This is a genomic window from Streptomyces sp. CNZ287 (assembly GCF_007827615.1).
Genome location: NZ_VISV01000003.1, coordinates 315,008 through 337,436, shown reverse-complemented (window position 1 = coordinate 337,436; position 22,429 = coordinate 315,008). Strand labels below are relative to the sequence as shown.

Sequence of the window (22,429 nt, the reverse complement as noted above, 5' to 3'; positions counted from 1 at the left end):
CTAGCGTTGCGAGCCATGCATCCCGTACTGCTGATCGTCGCCCACGGCAGCCGCGACCCGCGGCACGCAGCCACCGTCGCCGCGCTCGCGGCGCGGGTGGCGGCGGCGCGGCCGCACGCGCGGGTGGAGACCTGCTACCTGGACCACTGCGCCCCGCGGGTGCCGCGGGCGCTGCGGCGGCTGTACGACGAGGGCGTACGTGACGTCGTGGCGCTGCCGCTGCTGCTGGCCCGCGCCTTCCACGCCAAGTCCGACATCCCCGTCGTCCTGGACGAGGTACGGGCCGCGCTGCCGCGGCTGCGCGTCGTGCAGGGCGGCGTGCTCGGCCCGGACGCGCTGCTGACGGCGGCGCTGGACCGCCGGATGGCGGCGGCGGGGCTGCACCTGCCCGCGGAGCGGGCCCGCACGGGCGTCGTGCTGGCCGCGGCGGGCTCCTCCGACCCGGAGGCGATCGCGAGCGTCGCCGAGACCGCGGGGGAGTGGCGGCGTACCGCCGGATGGTGCGCCGTGCGGCCCGCGTTCGCCTCCGCGGCACCACCCCGTACGGCCGACGCCGTCCGCGCGCTGCGCGCGGACGGCGCCGAGCGGGTGGCGGTGGCGCCTTACGTCATCGCCCCGGGCTTCCTGCCGGACCGCATCGTGCGGGGCGCCACCGAGGCGCGGGCGGACGTGCTCGCGCCGGTGCTGGGGGCGGCGCCGGAACTGGCGCTGCTGCTCGCACGGCGCTACGACGAGGCGTGCGCGACGCAGCCCCTGCCGCTCTCCGCGTAACGCCGGAGCACCGCCCGCCGGTACGGGGCCGCAAGGCGGGCGTCGGGGCCGGTCCGGGAGGCACGCCGTGCCTCTGCGGAGCGGCTTGTCAGTGGCGGGTGCGGAGAGTCCGCCTGCCTGCGGAGTACGAGCTTCTCCGCACCGGTTCGCCGATAGGCTCAAGGCCGCGCGCTAGCGCCCCGGGTCAGCCCGGCACCCGGCGCCACTTGCGGAGGCTGATCAGCTCGCGGGGCGGGGTCAGTTTGCTGCCGACCTCGACGTACGAGACCTCCGCCGCGTAGACGTCACCCGCCGAGTCGACCGCGATGCTGTGCAGCCAGTTGAAGCTCGCCGGGGACTCCCCGGGGAGGTCCGCGCCGAAGCGGGTGATCTCGTGGCCCGCGGCGTCGAAGACGCGGATCTTGTGGCCGATGCCGGGGACGCCGTGCTGGATCGGGGGCGGGCCCTGTTCCGCCACGTAGAGGCGGGTGCCGGGACCCGTTCCCGTGGCGCAGACCGCGACCGCCTTGTGGGCGTGCCAGGTGGTGCGGAAGTCGCCGGTGCGGGAGAAGACCTGGACGCGGTGGTTCTCGCGGTCGCAGACGACCACGGTGCCGTCGCCGTCGGCGGCGTCCGCGAGCGTCAGCGCGTGCGGGAGGCTGAAGCTGCCCGGGTCGGTGCCGGGGGTGCCCCAGGAGGCGAGGTGGCGGCCGGTGGCGTCGTAGTGGTGGACGCGGGAGTTGCCGTAGCCGTCGGTGACGAAGACGTCGCCGGTGCGCGGGCATATCGCCACGTCCGTGGGGCGGTTGAAGGGCTCGCCGCTCTGGAAGCCGCTGGGCTCGCCGGTGCCGAGGGTCAGCAGGGTGGTGCCGGTGCGGTCGGTCTTGGTGATCGTGTTGCCGACGTCGTCGACGAGCCAGAGGTGGTCCTCGTGGTCGACGGTGACCGCGTGCGGCCGGGTGAAGCGGCAGCCGCGCCAGCGCGGCTGGACGTTGCCGTACGGGTCCTCGTACAGCTCGGTGCCGAGGTACGGGGTGTCGTTGCCCCACATGTCGACAACGTTGCCATCCGGGTCGAAGACGAGCACCGGCATGTTGCCGCGGTTGAAGACGTAGACGCGGTCGGCCGAGTCGACGGCCACCGAGGTCGCTTCCCTGAGCCAGATCCCGTGCGGGATCTTCGCCCAGAGGGGGACGGGTTCGTAGACGGTGTCACTGGTCGCGGGCGCGACGGGCATCGCTTCCTCCCCTGCAGACGCGTGGGCGGGCGATCATAGCCCGCGCGGGCGAACTCAGCGGCGCGCGGCCAGCACCGCGGGGGCCGTGGACCGGGGGAGCAGGTCGTCGGGGCGGCTGGGGAGCAGGAGCTGGACGTCGAGTTCGTCGGAGAAACGATACGGCCGGTGCGCCAGCAGCCCGCCCAGCTTCCGGCGCAGCCGGGACAGCTCCGCCCGTACGGTCACGGTACGCCCCGGGTCGCCGAAGAGCGCGTCGGCCAGCGCCGTGGAGCTGAACCCGTCGCGGTGCACCGCCAGCAGATACAGCAACTCCGCGTGCCGCGGGCTCACCTGCCGCGACCACCGCCCCGCGCCGCCCAGCACCATCAGGCTCGGCGACGCCGGCCGGGTCAGGTCCAGCACCACCCGCGTCGGCGGGGCCGCGGACCCCTCCGGCTCCACCCGTACCAGCCATCCGCCGCCCGGCAGCGGCTCCAGCGCACACCGCCCGAGCCCCGGCAGCACGCACGCGCCCGCCGCAGGCGACTTCGGCAGCGCCACCCGCTCCGGCGGCGCCATCCCGGTGGCCGCCGCCGCCCAGCCGTGCTCGTCGACGGCCAGCACCCGGCCGCCGATGCCGGCGAGCACGGGCGCCGCGACGGCCCGCAGCCGCCCCATCGCCGTCCAGTGCCGGTCGCGCAACTCGCCCTCCGCGACCCGGCCGACGGCGGTGACGAACGCCAGCGAGATCGTCGGCATCGTGCGTGCGGGTCCCGTGACGTTGACCACGCCGAGCAGCCGCCCGTCGCGCGGGTCGGTGAGCGGCGCGGCGGCGCAGCTCCACCGGTGGCAGTTGCGGAGGAAGTGCTCGTCGCCGTAGACGCCGACGGGGCGGCCGGTCGCCAGCGCGGTGCCGATGCCGTTGGTGCCCGCGGAGTCCTCGCTCCAACTCGCGCCCTCCGCGAGGCCGATGCGGCTCACCGCCTTGAGCATCGCGCGCTCGCCCTCCCGCCACAGCACCACGCCGTCGGCGTCGGCGACCACGACGACGTGCTCGGGCACGCTCTCCCCGGCCGGGATCAGCCCGTCGCACAGCACCTCGCGCAGGACACCGACGCCCGCCGTACGCCGCCGCCACTCCAGCTCCGCGACGCCCACCCGCCGGGGGCGGCCGTCCTCGCGGTCCAGGCCGCGCTCCTCCGCGCGGCGCCACGAGTCGCCGATCAGCTCGCGTGGCACGTGGGCGGCCGGCCGCAGTTCCGGCACGGAGACCGCGTACGCCTCGGCGGCCCGCGCGCCGCCCGTACGGCCGCCCGCGGCGCCGCCCGTCAGCGCCCGTCCCCAGGCGGTCCGCGGGCCACGCGCCCGGCTCCGCTGCCGGTGCCCCCGCCCGCTGCCGCCCGCATCCGCACTTTCCGGCACAACACTCCCCGCTGGCCCGTCCGTTCAGCCGGTCCGGGTCAATGGTGCACGCGCCACCGCCCCTCCGCCCACCTCTTGGACCAAACCGGTCATGTCGCCACAGCACGCTGCAACGGTGTGCAACCTTTGCGTGCGCGCGTGCGCGCGGAGTTGAGTAGGGGCCGGGTTGACGAGCGGAGGGGGTGCCGAGTCGGCGCGGCACCGCTTTCCGACGCCCTGACACAGCGGAAGGTCACCTCCCCGCCCTGCGGGAGGGACCTTCCGCTGTCGCGTGCCCTGCCGCAACCGCTCAGGCGGCTTTTCCGACCGGAGCACTACGAGACCGCGGGCACCGGCCGGGCCCGGTCCACCACCGCGCGCAGGTCCAGCCCGTGCGGCAGCGTCCCCAGCTCCGTACCCCACTCGCCGCCCAGCCGCGAGGCGCAGAAGGCGTCCGCGACCGCGGCGGGCGCGTGCCGTACGAGGAGCGCTCCCTGCAGCACCAGCGCCAGCCGCTCCGCGAGCCGGCGCGCCCGGGACTCGACGCCCGCCAGGTCCGCCACTTCGGTGAGCAGGTCCTTCACCGCCCGGTCCAGCCGGTGGTCGGCGCCGCGGGCCCGGCCGATCTCGGTGAGCACGGCGTCCACCGCCCGCGGCTCCCGCCCCAGCGCGCGCAGCAGGTCGAGCGCCTGGACGTTGCCCGAGCCCTCCCAGATCGAGTTCAGCGGCGCCTCGCGCAGCAGCCGCGGCATCCCCGACTCCTCCACGTACCCGTTGCCGCCCAGGCACTCCAGGGCTTCCGCCGCCACCGGCGTGCACCGCTTCGTCACCCAGTACTTCGCCGCCGGCACCGCCAGCCGCAGGAACGCCAGTTCCTCGTCCGTGCCCGCGTCGTACGCCGCCGCCAGCCGCAGCGCCAGCGCCGTCGCGGCCTCCGACTCCAGCGCCAGGTCCGCCAGCACGTTGCGCATCAGCGGCTTGTCGGCGAGGACCCCGCCGAACGCCGCGCGGTGCGTGCAGTGGTGCACCGCCTGCGCCACCGCCTGCCGCATCACGGCCGCCGCGGCGGTCGCGCAGTCGACCCGGGTGGCGGCGACCATCTCGATGATCGCCGGGATCCCGCGGCCCTCCTCGCCGACCCGCCAGGCGAGCGTCGTGCCGTCGAACTCGACCTCCGCGGAGGCGTTCGAGCGGTTGCCGAGCTTGTCCTTGAGCCGCTGGAGCAGGAAGGTGTTGCGGCTGCCGTCCGGCAGCACGCGCGGCAGCAGGAAGCAGGTGGGCCCGCCGGACCCGGGGCCGTCCGGCGTCTGCGCGAGCACCAGGAAGGCGTCCGACATCGGCGCCGAGCAGAACCACTTGTGGCCCGTCAGGGCGTACGCACCGTCCCCGGCGGGCTCCGCCCGGGTGGTGTTGGCCCGTACGTCCGAGCCGCCCTGCTTCTCCGTCATCCCCATGCCGGCCAGCGCACCCGCCTTCGCGGCGGCGGGCGCCAGGCCCGGCTCGTACGTCCGCGAGGTGAGCAGCGGCTCCCACACCGCCGCCAGCTCCGGCTGCGCGCGCAGCGCGGGCACCGCGGCGTGCGTCATCGACAGCGGGCAGCCGTGCCCCGCCTCGGCCTGCGTCCACACCAGGAACCCGGCCGCCCGCCGCACGTGCCCGTCAGGACGCCCCCAGGCGTCCGTCAGCCCGGCCGCCACCCCGCGTGCCAGCAGCCGGTGCCACGAGGGGTGGAAGGAGACCTCGTCGAGGCGGTGGCCGTAGCGGTCGTGGGTGTGCAGCACGGGCGGCGAGGCGTTCGCCTCGGCGCCCCACCGCTGCGCCTCGGCGGAGCCGGCCGCCCGGCCGAGAGCGGTCAGCTCCGCGTCCGCCTCGGCGTGCCGCTCGGGCGCGACGTACCGCTCGACCGCCTCGGTGAGGGCCGCGTCGGCGGCGTAGACGTCGTAGCCGACCAGGGGCGGTGCCTGATTCGTCACTGTATGAGTACCTGCTGCCATGACAGCTACGGTAGGCAGGTGGGAGCAGATCGGGAAACGGGTGCGGAACTGGGCGGACGCGGCAAACCCCGCGGCCGGCTGGGCCGGGCCCGCGCCCTGTACCAGAACCTTCCCAAGCGCCGGGTCGCCTGGCTGCTGCTGAAGGACACCGTCAATTCCTGCATGCAGTACCGCGTCATCGGGCTCGCCGCCGAGGCCGCGTTCTTCAGCCTGCTCTCGCTGCCGCCGCTGCTCCTCGGCCTCCTCGGCCTGCTGGGCTACTTCGACCAGTGGCTCATCGACGTCGAGACCATCCGGCACAACATCATCGACGCCTCCGACACGGTCATGACCGCCAAGGGCGTCGACGAGATCGTCCGCCCACTGCTCGACGACGTCACCCGCGGCGGGCGCGCCGACCTGATCTCCTTCGGCTTCGCGCTCGCGCTCTGGTCGGGCTCGCGGGCGGTGAACGTCTTCATCGACACCATCACGATCATGTACGGGCTCGAAGGCCACCGCGGCATCGTCAAGACGCGGCTGCTGGCGTTCGGGCTCTACCTCGTGGCACTGGTCATGGGCGTGGTCGCGCTGCCGCTGATGGTGGCGGGGCCGGACGCGGTGGTGACGCTGCTGCCGTGGAGCGAGACGGCCGTGCGGGTGCTGTACTGGCCGGTCGTCGTGGTGCTCTCCGTCGCCTTCCTCACGACGCTCTACCACGCGGCCGTCCCCGTGCGCTCACCCTGGCGCGAGGACCTGCCGGGGGCGCTGGTGGCGCTCGGCATGTGGCTGCTGGGCAGCGTGCTGCTGCGGCTCTACCTGGTGAACGCGGTGGAGGGCCCGACGATCTACGGGTCGCTGGCCGCGCCCGTCGCGGTGCTGCTCTGGTTCGGCGTGTCGGCGTTCGCGGTGCTGGTCGGCGCGGCGGTCAACGCCGCGTTCGACCGCGTCTGGCCGTCCGTCGCCACCGCCACCGGCCGCGCCGAGACCGCGCGCGCCCGGGAGGAGGCGGCGGCCCGGCTGGTCGCGGCGGCCTCGGCGGAGCGGCAGGCGCGCCTGCGCGGACTCGACGGGGACGCCTCCGCGGAGGAGCGGGCGCGGGAGCCCGAGCCGGAGTGGGCGGAGGAAGAGGAGGAGGCGGCGGAGGAGAGCCGCAGGGCGGCGGCGAAGGGCCGGCCGGCGCAGCCGCCGGAGCGGAAGGGGCCGGCGGAGTGGGACGATCCGGCTGACCGGGTGGACGGGGACCGGCACGAGGTCAAGTGACCGCGGGCGTAGCCGCTGCCCGACGGTGGAAGGCACCCGAGCGTGGTCGGCGCTCCCGCGGACACCTGTCGCCCGCCCGTGTCGTCGCCCGCTGCCCCGGCCGCCCCGTCCCGCCGCCGCCTCAGGTGCCCTTCGCCCGCAGGAAGCGGCGCAGCCTCGCCAGCGGCCAGGTGTTGATCACGTCCGCGGGCGTCAGCCAGCCCCGCTGCGCGATGCCCACCCCGTAGCGCGTGTTCGCCAGGTCCGGCACCGAGTGCGCGTCGCTGTTCACGGCGAACTTCACGCCGTGGCCACGCGCGCGCAGGATCAGCTCGTCCGGCAGGTCGAGCCGGTTGGGGTGGGCGTTGACCTCCAGCGCCGTGCCCGTACGGGCGCAGGCCGCGAAGACCGCGTCCCAGTCCGCCTCGACCGCCGGCCGCTTCCCCGCCTTGCGGGTGGTGGGGTGGCCGATGACGTGCACGTACGGGTTCTCGACCGCGGCGAGGAAGCGGCGGGTCATCTCGTCCTTCGGCTGGGTGAAGTGCGAGTGCACCGAGGCCACGCAGATGTCGAACGTCTCCAGGAACTCACCCGGCCAGTCGACCGAACCGTCCGGCGCGATGTTCAGCTCCGTGCCGTGCAGCAGCCGCAGCCCGCCCGAGCGCCGCCGGTAGCGGGCGTCCAGCTCCGCCACCGTCTCGCGCTGGGCGAGCATCTTCTCCCTGGTCATGCGCTGCATGCGCAGCTCGGGGGCGTGGTCGGTGATCGCGTAGTACGCGTAGCCGCGTTCCCGGGCGGCCTCGGCCATCGCCTCCAGCGTGTCGATGCCGTCGGTGAGGTCGGTGTGGGTGTGCAGGTCGCCGCGCAGGTCGTCCTCCGTCACCGGCTCCGGCAGCCCGCCGTCGGCCGCGGCCTCGATCTCGCCGCGGTCCTCGCGCAGCGGCGGCGGGATCCAGGGCAGGCCGAGGCAGGCGTAGACGTCCTCCTCCGTCGTGACCCGGATGCGGCGTTCGCTGCGGGCGTGGAAGAGCCCGTACTCCGACAGCTTCAGCTTCTTCCGCACGGCGATCTCGCGGAGGCGGATGTTGTGCTGCTTGGAGCCGGTGAAGTAGAGCAGCGCCGCTCCCCATGCTCCCGGCGGCACCACCCGCAGGTCGACCTGGACGCCGCCGGTGGTGCGGATGCTCGTCTTCGTCTCGCCGGAGCCGATGACCTCGCCGACCAGCGGCAGCCCGGTGAACGCCGCCATCAGCGGCGCGGAGTCGGCCGCGGCGGCGAGCACGTCGAGGTCGCCCACGGTCCCGCGGCGGCGGCGGAGCGAGCCCGCGTACGCGCAGCGCTCGCAGCCGGTCACTGCTGACAGGTGCGCGACGATGTCGTCGGCGAGCGCGAGCGCCGTGTCGACGGGGATCCGGCCGGTGGCCGAGCGCAGCAGGTCGATGCCGTGGAGCAGCTTCTCCTCGCTCTTGGGCCCGAAGCCCTTGAGGTCGCGCAGCCGGTGCTCGCCGATGGCCGTCGCCAGCTCGCCGACGGAGGACACGCCCAGCTCCTCGTAGAGGACCAGCGCGCGCTTCGGGCCGAGCGCGGGGATCGCGATCAGCTCGCGGACCCCGGCCGGGATCCGCCCGCGGGCCTCCTCGACCGCCGCCATGTGGCCCGTACGGAGGTATTCGCCGACCTTGCCCGCGATGGAGGCGCCCACTCCGGGGATCTCCTTGAGCTCCTTGGCGTTCAGCGCGGCCACGTCGGCCGAGTGGTTGGCGACCGCGCGGGCGGCGCGCTCGTAGGCGCGCGCCTTGAAGGCGTCGCCACCGGTGATGGACAGCAGGTCGGCGTACTCCTGAAGGAGCGCGGCGACCTCCTCGTTGGACGCCACGTCGGTCACCTCGGTCCACGTCGCGGAGGCTGCGGGGGTACGGGAGCGGAGCCGCGCCGGCGACGCTCCCCTGCGCACAAGCATGCCGCCGTTCGCCGCGCCCCGCCGGGCGAGCGCGGCGGGACGCGGGGATCGCGGCGGCGGGGAAAACCCGTGGCGGGATACGTGCGCGGCTGCATACGCTTTCAGCGCACCACGTGACCGGTATCGACCAGGGAGGTGAGGGCCATGACCGAAGCCGTCAGGGGCGCAGTCCCCGCACGACAGCCGCACGCCCGCTCCTTTCTGAAGGGTCGCTCTGTTGACACACCTCCCCGCACCCCACCGCCTGATCGCCTACGGCTGGGATGAGGCCGCCGCCGACGCGTTCGCGCCGTACGAGTCGGAAGGTCTGATCCCGGCCCGTATCGCGCGGGTGGACCGCGGCTCCTGCATCGCCCTCACCGAGGCCGGACCCGTCCGCGCCACCACCGCCCGCCTCGCCGCCGCCGACCGCGCCGCCGGCCGGACAGCCGACCTCACCCGGCTGCCCTGCACCGGCGACTGGGCGGCGCTCGAACCGGGCGAGCGGTTCGCCGTACAGGCCCTGCTGCCGCGCCGCACGGCCTTTCTCCGCTCGGCGTCGTCCAAACGCTCCGAGGGCCAGGTCATCGCCGCCAACGTCGACCACGCCGTCATCGCCGTCTCGCTCGCGGCGGCGAGCGCCGCCGACATCGAACCCGCCCGGCTGGAACGGCTGCTGTCCCTCGCCTGGTCCAGCGGCGCGCAACCGCTGGTCGTGCTCACCAAGGCCGACCTGGTCGCGGACCCCGTGGTCCTCGGACACCTCGTCGCCGACGTCGGGGAACTCGCGCCCGGCACCGCGGCCCTCGCGGTCAGCGCCGCCACCGGCGCGGGCGTCCCGCAGGTGGCCGCCGCGCTGTCCACCGGCACCTCCGTGCTGCTGGGCGCCTCGGGAGCGGGGAAGTCCACGCTGGCCAACGCCCTGCTGGGGGAGGACACCCAGCGCGTCCACGAGGTGCGCGACGCGGACGGCAAGGGCCGGCACACCACGGTCGCCCGCGACCTGCTGCCGCTGCCCGGCGGCGGCGTCCTCATCGACACCCCGGGCCTGCGCGGCGTCGGCCTCTGGGAGGCCGACGACGGGCTCGGCCAGGTCTTCGCGGAGATCGAGGAACTGGCCGCCCGCTGCCGCTTCCCCGACTGCACGCACACCGCGGAACCGGGCTGCGCGGTGCTCGCGGCGCTGGAGGACGGCGAGCTGCACCCGCGCCGCCTGGAGAGCTACCGCAAGCTCCAGCGCGAGAACGCCCGCATCGCCGCGCGCACGGACCTGCGGGTGCAGGCCGACCGGCGGCGGGACTGGAAGCGCCGCGACGCGGCGGAGCGCGAGGCGCGGGCGCGCAAGGGGAGAGGCTGAGGCAGGGGCGCGAGCGGGCGCGGCGGCCGGGGCGCCGGCCCGGCCCGCGGGCGGGCACCTGCCGCCGTACGTCACCGGGGTGATCCGCCGCCGCGGCTCACCCGGCGGCGGCGTCCAGCGCCGGGGCCAGCGTGGCGAAGGCCCGGTCGGTCAGCCCGGCGGGGTCCTCGGCGCCGTCGCTGCCGCTCCACCGCCGCAGCACGGTGTCGAAGGCGCCGAGCGCCATCCCGGCGGCCAGTTGGGGGTACAGGCCGGTGCCGGGGCCGAGCCCCGGGCGCCGCGCCAGCTCCGCCGCCAGGTCGTCGCGCCACCGGTCCTGGTACTCCAGGAAACGCGCCCGCAGGGCGGGCGTGCCGAGGACCAGCCGGACCACCCGCAGCGTCCTGCCGGGCTGGTCGGCGCAGGTGGTCAGCGCGGCCCGGACGCTCTCCCGCAGCGCCGCGGAAGGCGGCTCACCCTCCGGGCGGGCCGCCAGCGCCGCGCGCATGCCGCCGCCCAGCCCCGCCAGGAACCGGACGACCACGTCCTCCTTGGAGGCGAAGTACCGGAAGAACGTGCGCTTGGAGACGCCGGCCGTGGCGGCGATCTCGTCGACGGTGACCGCGTCGAATCCCTTCGACGCCAGCAACCGCAGCGCCGCCTCGCTCAGCTCGTCGGCCACGAGCCGGCGCTTGCGCTGGGCCATCGAGACGTCGGGGCGCAAACTCACCCGGCAACCTTACGGCGATGCCGTGCACGGCACCCGGTGGCGCGCTGCCACCGGGGGGCGTCGTCCGGCGGCTTCGCCGGCGGGTCAGGACCGCTGCTCGGCGCACCAGCCGCGTTCGTGCGCGTACCAGCCCAACTGCAGCCGCGTGTGCACCCCGGCGATCTCCATCAGCCGCTTCACGCGCCGCTGTACGGTCCGCAGTCCCAGGTCCAGTTGCTTGGCGGCGCTCGCGTCCGTGAGGCCCGCCAGCAGCAGGCCGAGGATCTGCAGGTCCACCGCGTCGGGCCCGCCCGCCGCCTGCTCCACCACCGCCGCGCCGCCCGTAGTGAGCCGGAGGGGGAGCGCCTGCCGCCACAGGCTCTCGAAGAGGCCCGTCAGCGACTCCAGCAGTCCGCTCGCGTGCACCACCAGCGCGGCCGGTTCGCCGGCCTCGGCGAACATCGGCACCATCGCCGTCGCACCGTCGGCGATAACCAGCTTCGTCGGCACCACGTCCGCGACCCGCAGCTCCTCGTTCCTGCGCAGCGCCTCCGCCGCCTCGGCCACCGTGCCGGGGGCCAGCAGCCGGGAACGCTCCAGCACCACCCGGAACCGCACGCCGCGCCCCGCGGCCTTCTCCTCCGCGGTGTTGTCCTGGCTGCGTACGGCCAGCGGCTCCCGCGTGACCAGCGCGCACACCTCCTGCTCGGCGCCGAGCTGCAGTTGCAGGAACCGGTGTGCCACCGCGCCGGCGCCGGTCACTACCTCGACCAGGTCGTGCACGTCGGCGGGCTCGCCTGCCTCCGCGCGGTACTCCTCGGCGAGCAGGGCGGCGGCCAGCTCGGCGCGCTCCAGCTCGTGCCGCTGCTGGATCAGCAGCGCCCCCAGCGCGACCGACGGCGGCGCCGCCACCCAGCGCCCCGGCCGCGCCGACGACTGCGCCGCCAGCCCGTGCTGCTCCAGCCGCCGCAGCGTCCGCACCGCCTCCGGCTCGGGCAGCGTCAACCGCCGCGCCAGCTCGGGGACGTCGGCGGCGCCGAGTGCGACCAGCGCGCGGTAGGCCGTCTCCTGTACGTCGTCGAGTCCGATGGCACCGAGCACCTGCACATCCTGACCGTACCGGTGGGTCGGGTGGAAGGCCCTTGCCGTGATCTTGCCGGTCCCGCCCTTGCGGCGAGGGGCGGCGGGGAACAATAGGGAGCATGGATCGCCAGGGGGAGACGGCGGGGGAACGCCGCACCGAGGACGAGTGGTGGCACGACCTGTACGAGGAGGGGGTGCCGGACACCGGCCCGCAGCGCGCGGGCGACACCCTCGACGACCGCTTCGCGTCGGTGGCGCGGGCGGTGGACGAGGAGGCGGACCCCGCTCCGCCGGGGGCGGCTGGGTCGTCCAGTCCGTCGCGTCCGTCGCGGCCGTCGGCGGCGGAGCCGTACGACCAGATGCAGGACCCCGACTACCCGCCGCCGCCTGCCTCTTCGACCCCGCCGCCGTCGGTGGCGGGGGTCCCGGGGTTCACGGAGCGCGCGGAGCCGGCGGGCCGAGGCTGGGCGGACGACGTGTTCGCGGGCCTGCGGGAGGACGACGGGCCGGTGCCGCGACCGGCCGAGCGCGTCCAGGACCGGAAACCGGAACCGGACCGGAAACCGGAACCGGACCGGAAACCGGAGCCGGAGCCGGAGCCGGAGCCGGTGGAGCCTCCCGGGCCGGCGGCGGAAGCGGCCGCCCTGTGGTGGGACTCGGCGGACGGGGACCGCCCGGCGAGCGCTCCTTCGCCGCCCGCCCCGCGGGAAACGGCCGAACGTGCCCCGGCGGAAGAGGCATTGCCAGACCGGGAGGAGCCCGAGGCGGAGCTGCGCGACACACCCCCTCCGGCGGACGTGGCGCCGCCCGGCGCGGAGGAGGCCGCCGGACCTGCCCCGGCCGACGCGGCGCTGCCGGGCTCGGCGGATACCGGGGAGCCCGCGCCGGCGGCTCCCGCGCCGGCGCCCCGCGCGTCCGCCGCCCCCGCGCCGGGCCAACGGGCCCCCGGGGCACCGGAGTCGCCCGCACCCGCCCCGCCACCTGCCCGGCCGGAGCCCGCCGGCTCGGAGCAACCGGCACCGCCCGCCCCCGCGTCGGCGGAGCCGGGTCCCGGGCGCGCGGTGCCACCCGGACCCGGCCGGCGAGGCCCGGCGCAGCCGGCCGCGGGGCCCTCCGTGCCACCGGCGGCCCCCGCACCCGTACCGCCACCGCGGCCGGTGCGCCCCGCCGCCGAACGCCCGGCGCCGCCCACCCCCGCGGCCGGGTCCGGCCCGGGGCAGGCGGCGCCCTCCGCGTCCGCCCAACCGGCGCGGCCCGAACCCCTGCCATCCGTCTCGGCATCACCCGCGCCCGTGCCCCCTGCCCCGCCCCCACGGGCGGGCTCCGCACCGCAGCCCGACACCGAGGAACCCCCGCCCGCCACCATGCGCCTGCGGCAGGTGTCCGTCACCGACACCCTCACCGACGTCGAATGGGCCCGCCGCGGCGGGGAGTCCGTCGGTGGGGGACCGCCCACCTACGAGGCCGAGCCGACCGCCTTGCCCGAGGTGGCGCCCGGGGCGCTGGCGGATCTGGTGCCCGACACCGTGCTCGACGGGGCGCGGTACGGGTCCTTCACGCTACGGGCCGCCTCCACCCGCGGCGACAGTCCCCGCTACCGCGGCGAGCAGCGCCGTGACGCACTCCTCACCGCCCGGTTCGGCGGCGGCGAGGACGCGCTGGTGTTCGTCGCCGTCGCGACCGGCGCGCGCGGCGTGCCCCGTACCGACCGGGCCGCCGACTCGCTCGTACGGTGGATGGGCGAGGCCGTCGGCAGGAGCCGGGCGCGGCTGTCCGAGGACATGAGGACCGGGCGCCGCGCCGCCCTGAAGGGCGGGCTGCACCGGCTGACCGGGCGGACGTACGGGCTGATGCGCGCGCAGGCCGAGGAGTTCGGGGTGGATCCTGCCGGGTACACCGCCGGGCTGCGCTGCCTGCTGCTCTCCGCCGACCCCCGCTGCCGCACCCGGGTCTTCTTCGGCACCGGAACCGGCGGGCTCTTCCGGCTGCGCGGGGACGAGTGGCAGGACCTGGAGCCCGCTCCGCCGGAGGAGGGGGCCGCGCAGGCCCCGCCCCCGGCACCCGGGCCCCCCGCCGATCCGCGGCTCACCGTCGACCTCGGCGTCCAGCCGCAGCGCTCCGCCCCCGCGGGACCGCCGCCGCCCGGTTTCGGCGCGCTCGTGGACACCCCCGATCCCGGCGAGCCCGCCCCGTTCGCCTTCCGCGCCTCGGAGGGCAGGCCCGGCGACGTACTGCTGCTGTGCAGCCCCGGGTTCGCCGAGCCGCTGCGCGGCGCCCCCGGGCTGGCGGCCGAGTTGGGGGAGCGGTGGCGCGGCGAGGAGGCGCCGCCCGGGCTCGCGGCGTTCCTCGGGGACGTCCAACTGCGCGCGAAGGGCTTCGCCGACGACCGCACCGCCGCCGCCCTCTGGGAGAGCTGAGCAAGGGGGCCCGGCGCGGGCCGGGCCCCCTCTCCTCACCGTACGGGCCGCATCCTCAGCGTCAGGATCTGGAAGGGGCGCAGCCGCAGCGACACCCCGCCGCCCTCCTCCCGCGTTGCGTCGGACGAGTCCAGCGGGCGCTCCAAAAGATCCGTCACCTGGACGTCTCCGACCGCGAACGACGTCGTCAGCGTCCCCGACGCCCGGCCCCCGCGCGACTCGTACACCCGGACCACCACGTCGCCGCTCCGGTCCTCCGCCGGCTTCACCGACTCCACCGTGATCGCCGGGTCGCTCACCGACACCAGGGGCGCCCGCGCCGCCGTACGCGCCGTGCGCAGCGGCAGGTTCAGCGCCAGGCCCTGCTCCACCGCCGCGCCGACGTCCGCGCCCGGCAGCAGCGCGTACCGGTAGCGGTGGACGCCGAGGTCCGTCTCCGGGTCCGGGAACTTCGGCGCCCGCAGGATCGTCAGCCGCACCGTCGTGCCGAGGCCCGCCTCGTGCGCCTCGCGCGTCACGTCGTGGCCGTACGTGGCGTCGTTGAGCACCGCCACGCCGTACCCCGGCTCGCCCACGTGCAGCCAGCGGTGCGCGCAGATCTCGAACTTCGCCGCGTCCCAGCTCGTGTTGGCGTGCGTCGGCCGGTGCACGTGCCCGAACTGGATCTCGGACGTGGACCGGTCGGCGTGCACGTCCAGCGGGAACGCGGCCTTGAGGACCTTCTCCTCCTCCCGCCAGTCGACCTCGGTGGTGAAGTCCACCCGCCCGCTCTCCGCGGCCAGGCTGATGTCCTGCACGATCCGCGAACGGCCGGTGGTACGCACCACCCGCACGGCCGCGCGCAGCGGCCCCGACTCGGTGACCTCCACCGACTCGGCGTCCACCAGGTCGGTGCGGGTGCGCCGGTAGAACTTGTCGATGTCCCAGGCGTCCCACTGGTTGGGGTGGTCCGGGTGGAGCTGGAGCAGGTTGGCCCGGGCGCCCGGCGCCAGCACCTCGCGGCCGGCGGTCAGGTCGCGTACGGAGGCCACCAGCCCGTCGCCGTCGACGACGACCCGCAGCAGCCCGTTGTCGAGCACCACCTGCGCGCCGTCCCGCACCGCCGACACCCCGGCCCCGGCCGCCGCGCCCGCCGTACCCGCGCCCAGCGCCGGCGCGTCCACCCGCGCAAGCGACCGGCCGTCGCCCAGCGGCTGCGTCACCGCATCCGGCGGCAGCGCGGTCGCCTCCTCCGCGGCCAGCTCCACGACCTCCCCCCGGTCGTACGGCGACGCGTTCAGCACCGCGACCCCGTCGCCCCCCGGAGTGCTCAGCGCCGCGACCGCCGCGGCCGTGATCCCCGCCAGCTCCTCCGCCACCGCCGCGTACGTCTGCGCCGCCTCCCGGTGCACCCAGGCGATCGACGAGCCCGGCAGGATGTCGTGGAACTGGTGCAGCAGCACCGTCTTCCAGATCCGGTCCAGCTCCTCGTACGGGTACGCGTACGCCGGATCCGCGAGCGCCGCCGCCGTCGCCCACAGCTCCGCCTCGCGCAGCAGGTGCTCGCTGCGCCGGTTGCCGCTCTTGGTGTCGGCCTGGCTGGTGTACGTGCCGCGGTGGAACTCCAGGTACAGCTCGCCGGACCACACCGGCGCCGCCGCCCCGTACTCCTCCTCGGCCGCCGCGAAGAACACCGCCGGGTCGGCCACCTCCACCCGCGGCGAGCCCTCCAGCGAGCGCAGCCGGCGCGCCTTCTCCAGCATCTCGCGCGTCGGCCCGCCGCCCCCGTCGCCGTACCCGAAGGGCACCAGCGACATGCTCGCCCGGCCCTTGTCGGCGAAGTTGCGCTCGGCGAGCGACAGTTCGGAGGCGTGCATGGTGGCGTTGTACGTGTCCACCGGCGGGAAGTGGGTGAAGACCCGGGTGCCGTCGATGCCCTCCCACCAGAAGGTGTGGTGCGGCATCTTGTTGGTCTGGTTCCACGACAGCTTCTGGGTGAGGAACCACCGGATCCCCGCCAGCCGCGCGAGCTGCGGGAACGCCGCGGTGTAGCCGAAGGAGTCCGGCAGCCACACCTCCTGCGTGTCCACGCCGAACTCCTCGGCGAAGAACCGCTTGCCGTGGATCAGTTGCCGGGCCAGCGCCTCGCCGCCCGGCATGTTGGCGTCCGACTCCACCCACATCGAGCCGACCGGCACGAACTGCCCGGTCTGCACGGCCGCGCGGATACGTTCGTAGATCTGCGGCTGGTGCTGCTTGACCCAGGCGTACTGCTGCGCCTGCGAGCAGGCGAAGACCAGCTCCGGGTAGTCCCCGGACAGCGCCAGCTCGGTGACGTTCGCGAACGTCCGCGACGCCTTGCGCACCGTCTCGCGCAGCGGCCACAGCCAGGCGGAGTCGATGTGCGCGTGCCCCGCGGCGTACGCGCGGTGGGCGCTGGCCGCCGCGGGCTGCGCCAGCGCCGGGGCCAGCACCTCGCGGGCGGCGGCCGCCGTGCCGGGCACGTCGTGCAGGTCGAGCACGTCGAGCATGCGGTCCAGGGTGTGCAGGATGTCGTGCCGGCGGCCGCGGTCCACCGGCAGCTCGTGCATCAGCTCCGACAGCACCTCGATGTCGAGGACCAGATGCCACACGTCCTCGTTGAGCACGGCGAGGTCGGCGGAGCGGAAGGTGTATAGCGGCGCGTCGCCCGCGGTGCGCAGCTCGCCGAGGAGGGTGGGGGTGAAGTCCTGGAGCACCGCGGGGTTCGCGGCGGCCTCCAGCAGCAGCCGTACGGGCTCGCCGCCGGCCGCGGGGGAGGCGATGGGCACATGGCGGTTGCGCGGGTGCACGCCCTTGACGGGCGCACCGGCCGCGTCGTACACCAGCCCCTCGGCCTGGAACCCGGGCATCTCGGTGCCGAACCCGGGGTCGATCACCGCCTCGACGCGCCGCCCCGCCCAGCCCGCGGGCACGGCGCCGGTCAGCCGGAACCAACTGGTCGACCACGGCGGCCCCCAGGCGGTGCCGACGGTAAAGGGCTCGTACTCCTCCGGGGGGATCTTCAGTGCCTCGTCCGCCGGCACCGGCTCACCCGGCCGGTGCCACACCGACAGCTCCAGGGGGACGCGTTCGGTGTACTGGGCGGGTCGGATGAACTGGCGCAGCGCGCGGTCCAGCCGGCCCTCCGCCAGCAGTCGGTCGTCGTGCATCGCGGCTCCTCACAGTCGTCGCTGTGATCTGCCTAACCTGCGCGCGGCCGACCGGGCAAGAGGACCCACCACCTCGATCGTCACGGGAGCACCCTCAGCGGTACTGGTTCTCCATCGCCGTGAGCTTCTGCTCCAGGGTGTCCAGCGGTGCCGCCAGCGCGTCGTCCGGGCCCGCGGCCGCGGCGACGGACTTCGCCGGAGGCTGGCCGCCGGAAGGACCGCCGGCCACCGCGGGCCGGGTCTCCGGCGCCGAGCGCGACCGCAGCGGGAACCGCGCCGCCTCCGTGACCGGCTCCGGCGTGAGCGCCACCTGCGGCTCGGCGCGCGCCGCGGTGAAATCGCCGGGGGCCAGCGCGCGCTGGTGCTTGCCGAGGGCCTTCAGCCGGGCCCGCTCCAGCCGGGCCTGCTCGCGCTCCTCGGCCCGCCGGCGCGCCTCGTCCCTGCTGTCCTGGCGCACCTCGTCGACGGCCTCGTCCAGCGTGCGTACGCCTTCGAGGAGCATCAGCGACCACGCGCGGAACGTCTCCCGCGGCGCCCGCAGCCACCGTACGAACCGGATCTGCGGCAGCGGCCGGGGCACCAGCCCCTGCTCGCGCAGCGCGGCCCTGCGGGTCTGCTTCAGCGCCCGGTCGAAGAGCACCGCGGCCGAGAGCGACATGCCGGCGAAGAACTGCGGCGCGCCCGCGTGGCCCGTACCCCGCGGCGCGTGCACCCAGTTGAACCAGGCCGCCGCGCCCGCGAACGTCCACACCAGCAGCCGGGAGCCGAGCGCCGCGTCGCCGTTGCTGGCCTCGCGTACGGCGATGACCGAGCAGAACATCGCGGCGCCGTCGAGCCCGAAGGGGACCAGGTACTCCCAGCCGCCCGACAGGCCCAGGTTCTGCCGGCCGAAGCCGACCAGGCCGTGGAAGGAGAGCGCGGCGGCGACCGCGGCGCAGCAGAAGAGCAGGACGTACGCGAGCGTGCCGTACATCGCCTCCTTGCGGCGCCGGCGCTGCTCGCCGGCCTCCCAGGAGTCCGCGGGCTCGTCGGCCTTCTGCCGGCCGCGGACCACGACGGCGATGGCCGCGAGCACGCCGAGCAGCAGCACGGCGGCCGGGAGGGCCCAGCTCAGCGGTATCCCGTTGAATCCCATCGGATGTCCCTTGCCTCGCCGGATGACGGGTGACTCGGGGACCGATACTCGCGGAATTCCCGCGCGATTCCGGAGGAAACGAAATCAGCCACTCAATGGGATGGCTTCTGTGCTAAGAGCTTGCGACGAGACGGGCGACGCGCTCCGTGTCGCAGGTGCGCGGGCAGGTCACGCAGGTGTCCTCGGGCCGCAGCGTGTAGTACATGCAGCAGCTCGCGCGGTCCCGGGTGGCCAGGGACTGCCCGGCGGGCCCGGTGAGGGTGCGGAAGGCGGCGCCGCCGGCGTACGGGGCGGTGGCCCCTCCGGTGCCGGGCAGGAGCTGCCCGGTCTCGGCCATCGCCCGCTCCTCCTCGCCCAGCAGGTCCCCGAGGTACCACAGGCCCTCGACGATCTCGTCCGTCGCCATCCCCCACAGCGCCCGCGGCCCGCGGCGCATCCGCGGGCCGAACGCGGCGAGCACCGGCTCCAGATGCTCGGCCACGGCCGCCCGCACCTCGGCGCGCAGCGCCTCCTCGCCGGCGACGACGCGGGCGCCTGGCAGTCCCGCGGCCGGGTCGTCGGGCAGGCAGGCGAACGCGCCGCCGTGCACGGCCAGGCGCATGCGGCTGCCGTCGGCGTTGCGGTGCAGGGCCACGGCCTCCAGCGGGACGCGGGGCACGCGGCGGAGCAGGAACCAGGGGAGGGTGACCAGCAGGCAGGCGGACCAGGCGTAGCGGTGCAGGCCGAAGCTGGCGACCACGTCGGGGCGGGCCTCCTCGCCGTACGTGCGGCGGACCTGCTCGGCGTCCCAGGCGAGGAAGTCGTCGAGGGCGGGGCCGCCGGCGGCGAGGTCGGCGGCGGCCACCCAGCCGGGTCCCGCGGGCAGCGGGTCCGCGGTGCCGAGTTCGGTGACGGCGAGGAACGGCAGCACCTCGCTGAGCCGTGCGTACGCCGCGGTGACCGGGGTGCCGGCCGGCCGCGCGGGCGGGGCTCCGGCGTCGGCGAGCGGCTGGGGCACTGCGGGCGCGGACATCGTGCGGTGACCACCCTGGGCTCGGCGGGGCGTGACGTGTTCTCGACCCGTCGGCGGGTTGAGGTAAGGCTAACCTTAACCCGCTTGGTCCGGGAAGGGGCAAGGGGCACCGGGTTACCGTGGGGCGCGAGCGCCGCCCGCCGGGTGTACTTCCGTCGTGAATCGGAAAATCTGGGAAATCGGGGAAATCTGGGAAATCGGGGAAATCGGGGGAACGAGGGAAGCAGTGGAGGACGTGCCGCACCCGCCGGCGGTACCCGGCCGGCGCCGCGCCCCGGCCCGGGTGCGCCGGCACTCCGTACGCGGCCAGGTGCTCGACGAGCTGCGCGTCGCGGTGGCCGGCGGCGAACTGCGGGCCGGCGAGGTGTACTCCGCGCCCGCGCTGGGCGAGCGGTTCGGCGTCTCGGCGACCCCGGTGCGCGAGGCCATGCAGCAACTCGCCGCGGAGGGCGCGGTGGAGATACTGCCGAACCGCGGCTTCCGGATCCTCGCGCCCAGCGCCCGCGACCTGGCCGAGCTGGCGGAGGTGCGCGCGCTGCTCCTCGTACCGCTGCTGCACCGGCTGGCGGCCGGGCCGCCGGCCGGGCGCCTGCTGACGCTGAGCCGGCTGACCGGGGACGACGCGGAGTTCCACGAGGCGCTGGCGGCGCTCTCCGGCAACCGCCAACTGGCCCGCGTCGCGGGCGAACTGCGGGCCAGGGCACGGCCCCCGGCGGCCACGCAGGACCGCCGGCAGGCGCTGGTCGACGCGCTGGCGGCGGGGGACGCGGCGGCGGCCGAGGCGGTGCTGCGGGAACTGCTGGGCGCGCCGGAGCGGCCCTGACGGGGCGTACGGGCGCGGGCCGCTACGCCTGCAGCCAGGCCAGCGAGGTCACCCGGTGGTCGTTCCCGCCGCCCTCGTGGCCGTTCCACGGGTAGACCTCGATGTCCTTCGGCCCGCCCCAGTGGTTGTACGACGCGAAGACCGTCGACGGCGGGCACACCTCGTCCATCAGGGCCACCGAGTACAGCGCCGGCACCCGGGCGCGCGCGGCGAAGTTGAGCCCGTCGAAGTACGAGAGCGTCCGGAACACCCGCTCCTCCGCGTCCCGCTGGGTCGCCAGGAAGAGGACCAGCTCCTGGTACGGGTTCTTGTCGGTGATCGTCACCGCCCGGCGGAAGTGGTTGAGGAACGGCACGTCGATCATCGCCGCCCGCACCCCCGGGTGCAGCCCGGCGACCGCGGTGGCGATCGCGCCGCCCTGGCTGCCGCCGCTCACCGCGATCCGGTCGCCGTCCACCGCCGGGTGCGCGGCGGCGGCGTCCACGGCGCGCACGGCGTCGGTGAAGACGCGGCGGTAGTAGTACTCCGCCGGGTCGAGCACGCCGCGGGTCATGAAGCCGGGCGTCTGGGCGTTGCCCGTGCCGTACGGGTCGGGGGTGGAGCCGGCGTTGTCGCGGTGGGCGGCGCCCTGGCCGCGGGTGTCGACGACGAAGACGGCGCGGCCCGCGGCCGGCCAGAACAGGTGGTCGTGCGGGAGCCCGCGGCCGCCGCCGTAGCCGATGTAGTGCATGACGCACGGCACGGGCCCGTCGGCGCCGCGCGGCAGGACGAGCCAGGCGGAGATGCGGTGGCCGCCCCAGCCGGCGAAGGACACGTCGTGCACGTCGACGGCCGTCAGGCCCGTCGGGTACGGGCGGAACTCCGGCGCCAGGCCGCCCGCCGATTCCTCCGCACCGGCGAGGGTGCGGGTCCAGAAGTCGTCGAAGTCGGCGGGCTCCTCGCGCTCGGGGCGGTAGTCGCGCAGCTCGGCGAGGGGGAGGTCGAACAGGGCCATGGGGACGCTCCAGTCGGTCGTGACGGCGGTGCGGGGGCTGGGATGGCGGGTGCGGGCGGGGTGCGGGGGGAAGGCGGTGCGGCGTGTACGGGATGCCGGTACCCGGCGCGTACGGAACGTATCCGGCGACGGGCGCGGGCGCTCCGGGCTCAGCGGGCCGGCGGCGGGCCCGTGGAGGCGCGTACCGTCAGCGTCGTGGCCAGCTCCACCTGCTCGGGCTGCGCCGCCCCGCCCTCGCCGTGCAGCCGGAGCATCCGGAACGCGGTGGCCGCCATCGCCTCCAGCGGCTGCGCGACGGTGGTCAGCGGCGGTGCCGCCCAGGCGGCGACGGGGGTGTCGTCGAAGCCGGTGACGCTCATGTCCGCCGGTGCCCGCAGCCCCCGTTCCGCCAGGGCCTGGAGCACGCCGAACGCCTGCCCGTCGTTCGCCGCGACCACCGCGGTGGGCGGCTCGGGCAGGTCCAGCAGTGCCAGCGCACCGGCGCGGCCGTCGGGCGCGAAGAAGTCGGCGTTGCGGATCAGTTCCTCCGCCACCGGCAGCCCCGCCTCCAGCAGCGCGGCGCGGTAGCCGTCGAAGCGGGCGCGGGCGGACCAGATCGTCAGCGGCCCGGTGAGGGTGGCGATGCGGCGGTGGCCCAGCTCGATGAGGTGGCGGGTCGCGGCGAGGCCGCCCTGCCAGTTCGTGCAGCCCACGGAGCGTACGCCCGCGCCCGGTTCCGCCGGCGGGTCGATGGCGACCAGCGGGATGCGCTTGGCCGCCAGCCGCGCGCGGGTCTCCGGCGCCGGTACCTGGTGGACGAGGAGGACGCCGTCGCTGCCGCGCGCCATGATGCGCTCCAGGGTGTGGCGCAGGACGTCGGCGCTGTCGGGCACGCTGTCGATGACGATCCGGCAGTCGGCCTCGGCGCCGGCCTCGACCGCGCCGGTGACGAGCGCGTCCGCCCACGGGCTGTTGAGGCTGCCGATGACGAGGTCGACGACGCCGGCGCCGCGGGACGGCCGGTAGCCGTGGTCGGCGAGCAGCCGCGCGATGCGCTCGCGGGTGGCGGGGGCGACGTCGGTGCGGGCGTGCAGGACCTTGGAGACGGTCGACACCGAGACGCCGGCGCGGGCGGCGATGTCGCTGAGCGTGGCCTGTTCGGGCGGCATGGCGGGAGTCCTTTTCGAAAACTCCGGCCAGCCTGACCGTCGACTTCCGACCCTGTCAAGGGTGTTGACGGAGGTCTGCCC

16 protein-coding genes are annotated in these 22,429 nt (G+C 75.7%); 5 read left to right on the top strand and 11 right to left on the bottom strand.

Translation table 11 applies throughout. The features are described 5' to 3' along the window. Nucleotides 1-15 precede the first annotated feature (15 nt). A complete protein-coding gene (locus FB457_RS09020) occupies nucleotides 16-771 on the top strand; it encodes a sirohydrochlorin chelatase (RefSeq protein ID WP_047018699.1) in 756 nt (251 codons plus the stop codon). Nucleotides 772-955: 184 nt separating this feature from the next. Here FB457_RS09020 and FB457_RS09015 read toward each other — a convergent pair whose 3' ends face one another. The 3 genes from FB457_RS09015 to FB457_RS09005 all read right to left on the bottom strand — a co-directional run bounded on the left by FB457_RS09015 (nucleotide 956) and on the right by FB457_RS09005 (nucleotide 5,361). Then, nucleotides 956-1,987, bottom strand: coding sequence for an NHL repeat-containing protein (locus FB457_RS09015; RefSeq protein ID WP_047018700.1), 1,032 nt, complete (start codon nucleotides 1,985-1,987; stop codon nucleotides 956-958). A gap of 54 nt (nucleotides 1,988-2,041) precedes the next feature. Then, nucleotides 2,042-3,388, bottom strand: coding sequence for a helix-turn-helix domain-containing protein (locus FB457_RS09010; RefSeq protein ID WP_145781438.1), 1,347 nt, complete (start codon nucleotides 3,386-3,388; stop codon nucleotides 2,042-2,044). Between the two features lie 314 nt (nucleotides 3,389-3,702). Further along, a complete protein-coding gene (locus tag FB457_RS09005; RefSeq protein WP_047018702.1) occupies nucleotides 3,703-5,361 on the bottom strand; it encodes an acyl-CoA dehydrogenase family protein in 1,659 nt (552 codons plus the stop codon). Between FB457_RS09005 and FB457_RS09000 the strand changes: the two genes are divergently transcribed. After that, on the top strand, nucleotides 5,344-6,603 hold the full coding sequence (locus FB457_RS09000) for a YihY/virulence factor BrkB family protein (RefSeq protein ID WP_047018703.1): 1,260 nt from the start codon (nucleotides 5,344-5,346) through the stop codon (nucleotides 6,601-6,603). The genes FB457_RS09005 and FB457_RS09000 overlap by 18 nt on opposite strands. Before the next feature lie 121 nt (nucleotides 6,604-6,724). Here the strand turns inward: FB457_RS09000 and polX are convergent, their stop codons facing one another. Then, nucleotides 6,725-8,467: a DNA polymerase/3'-5' exonuclease PolX gene (gene polX / locus FB457_RS08995; protein ID WP_173534895.1), complete on the bottom strand. Its 1,743-nt coding sequence runs from the start codon at nucleotides 8,465-8,467 to the stop codon at nucleotides 6,725-6,727. A 292-nt stretch (nucleotides 8,468-8,759) separates the two neighbouring features. Between polX and rsgA the strand changes: the two genes are divergently transcribed. Next, nucleotides 8,760-9,878, top strand: a complete 1,119-nt coding sequence (gene rsgA, locus FB457_RS08990; RefSeq protein WP_047018705.1) for a ribosome small subunit-dependent GTPase A — start codon at nucleotides 8,760-8,762, stop codon at nucleotides 9,876-9,878. Nucleotides 9,879-9,975: 97 nt separating this feature from the next. Here rsgA and FB457_RS08985 read toward each other — a convergent pair whose 3' ends face one another. Further along, nucleotides 9,976-10,563 carry a TetR family transcriptional regulator gene (locus tag FB457_RS08985; RefSeq protein ID WP_047018706.1) on the bottom strand — a complete coding sequence of 196 codons (588 nt, stop codon included), beginning with the start codon at nucleotides 10,561-10,563 and terminating at the stop codon, nucleotides 9,976-9,978. Nucleotides 10,564-10,671: 108 nt separating this feature from the next. Next, nucleotides 10,672-11,667 (bottom strand): helix-turn-helix domain-containing protein, encoded by a 996-nt coding sequence (locus tag FB457_RS08980; protein WP_047018707.1) that lies wholly within the window; start codon nucleotides 11,665-11,667, stop codon nucleotides 10,672-10,674. Nucleotides 11,668-11,768: 101 nt separating this feature from the next. Here FB457_RS08980 and FB457_RS08975 point away from each other — a divergent pair, with 101 nt between their 5' ends. Continuing rightward, complete coding sequence (locus tag FB457_RS08975; RefSeq protein ID WP_047018708.1) at nucleotides 11,769-14,066, top strand: protein phosphatase 2C domain-containing protein; 2,298 nt, start codon at nucleotides 11,769-11,771, stop codon at nucleotides 14,064-14,066. Between the two features lie 35 nt (nucleotides 14,067-14,101). Here FB457_RS08975 and FB457_RS08970 read toward each other — a convergent pair whose 3' ends face one another. From FB457_RS08970 to FB457_RS08960, 3 genes are all read right to left on the bottom strand, one after another. Continuing rightward, on the bottom strand, nucleotides 14,102-17,236 hold the full coding sequence (locus FB457_RS08970; RefSeq protein ID WP_145781437.1) for a glycoside hydrolase family 38 N-terminal domain-containing protein: 3,135 nt from the start codon (nucleotides 17,234-17,236) through the stop codon (nucleotides 14,102-14,104). A gap of 94 nt (nucleotides 17,237-17,330) precedes the next feature. After that, nucleotides 17,331-18,371 (bottom strand): DUF2637 domain-containing protein, encoded by a 1,041-nt coding sequence (locus tag FB457_RS08965; RefSeq protein ID WP_047018710.1) that lies wholly within the window; start codon nucleotides 18,369-18,371, stop codon nucleotides 17,331-17,333. A gap of 112 nt (nucleotides 18,372-18,483) precedes the next feature. Further along, nucleotides 18,484-19,383 carry a (2Fe-2S)-binding protein gene (locus FB457_RS08960; RefSeq protein ID WP_047018711.1) on the bottom strand — a complete coding sequence of 300 codons (900 nt, stop codon included), beginning with the start codon at nucleotides 19,381-19,383 and terminating at the stop codon, nucleotides 18,484-18,486. Nucleotides 19,384-19,609: 226 nt separating this feature from the next. Here FB457_RS08960 and FB457_RS08955 point away from each other — a divergent pair, with 226 nt between their 5' ends. Then, entirely contained in the window at nucleotides 19,610-20,206 is a 597-nt protein-coding gene (locus FB457_RS08955) for a GntR family transcriptional regulator (protein ID WP_047018712.1), read from the top strand. 22 nt (nucleotides 20,207-20,228) lie between these two features. Here FB457_RS08955 and FB457_RS08950 read toward each other — a convergent pair whose 3' ends face one another. Both FB457_RS08950 and FB457_RS08945 read right to left on the bottom strand, forming a co-directional pair. After that, the gene (locus FB457_RS08950; protein ID WP_047018713.1) at nucleotides 20,229-21,200 is read right to left on the bottom strand and encodes an acetylxylan esterase; all 972 of its coding nucleotides are present in this window, start codon (nucleotides 21,198-21,200) and stop codon (nucleotides 20,229-20,231) included. 149 nt (nucleotides 21,201-21,349) lie between these two features. After that, the gene (locus FB457_RS08945) at nucleotides 21,350-22,348 is read right to left on the bottom strand and encodes a LacI family DNA-binding transcriptional regulator (protein ID WP_047018714.1); all 999 of its coding nucleotides are present in this window, start codon (nucleotides 22,346-22,348) and stop codon (nucleotides 21,350-21,352) included. Between the last annotated feature and the right edge of the window lie 81 nt (nucleotides 22,349-22,429).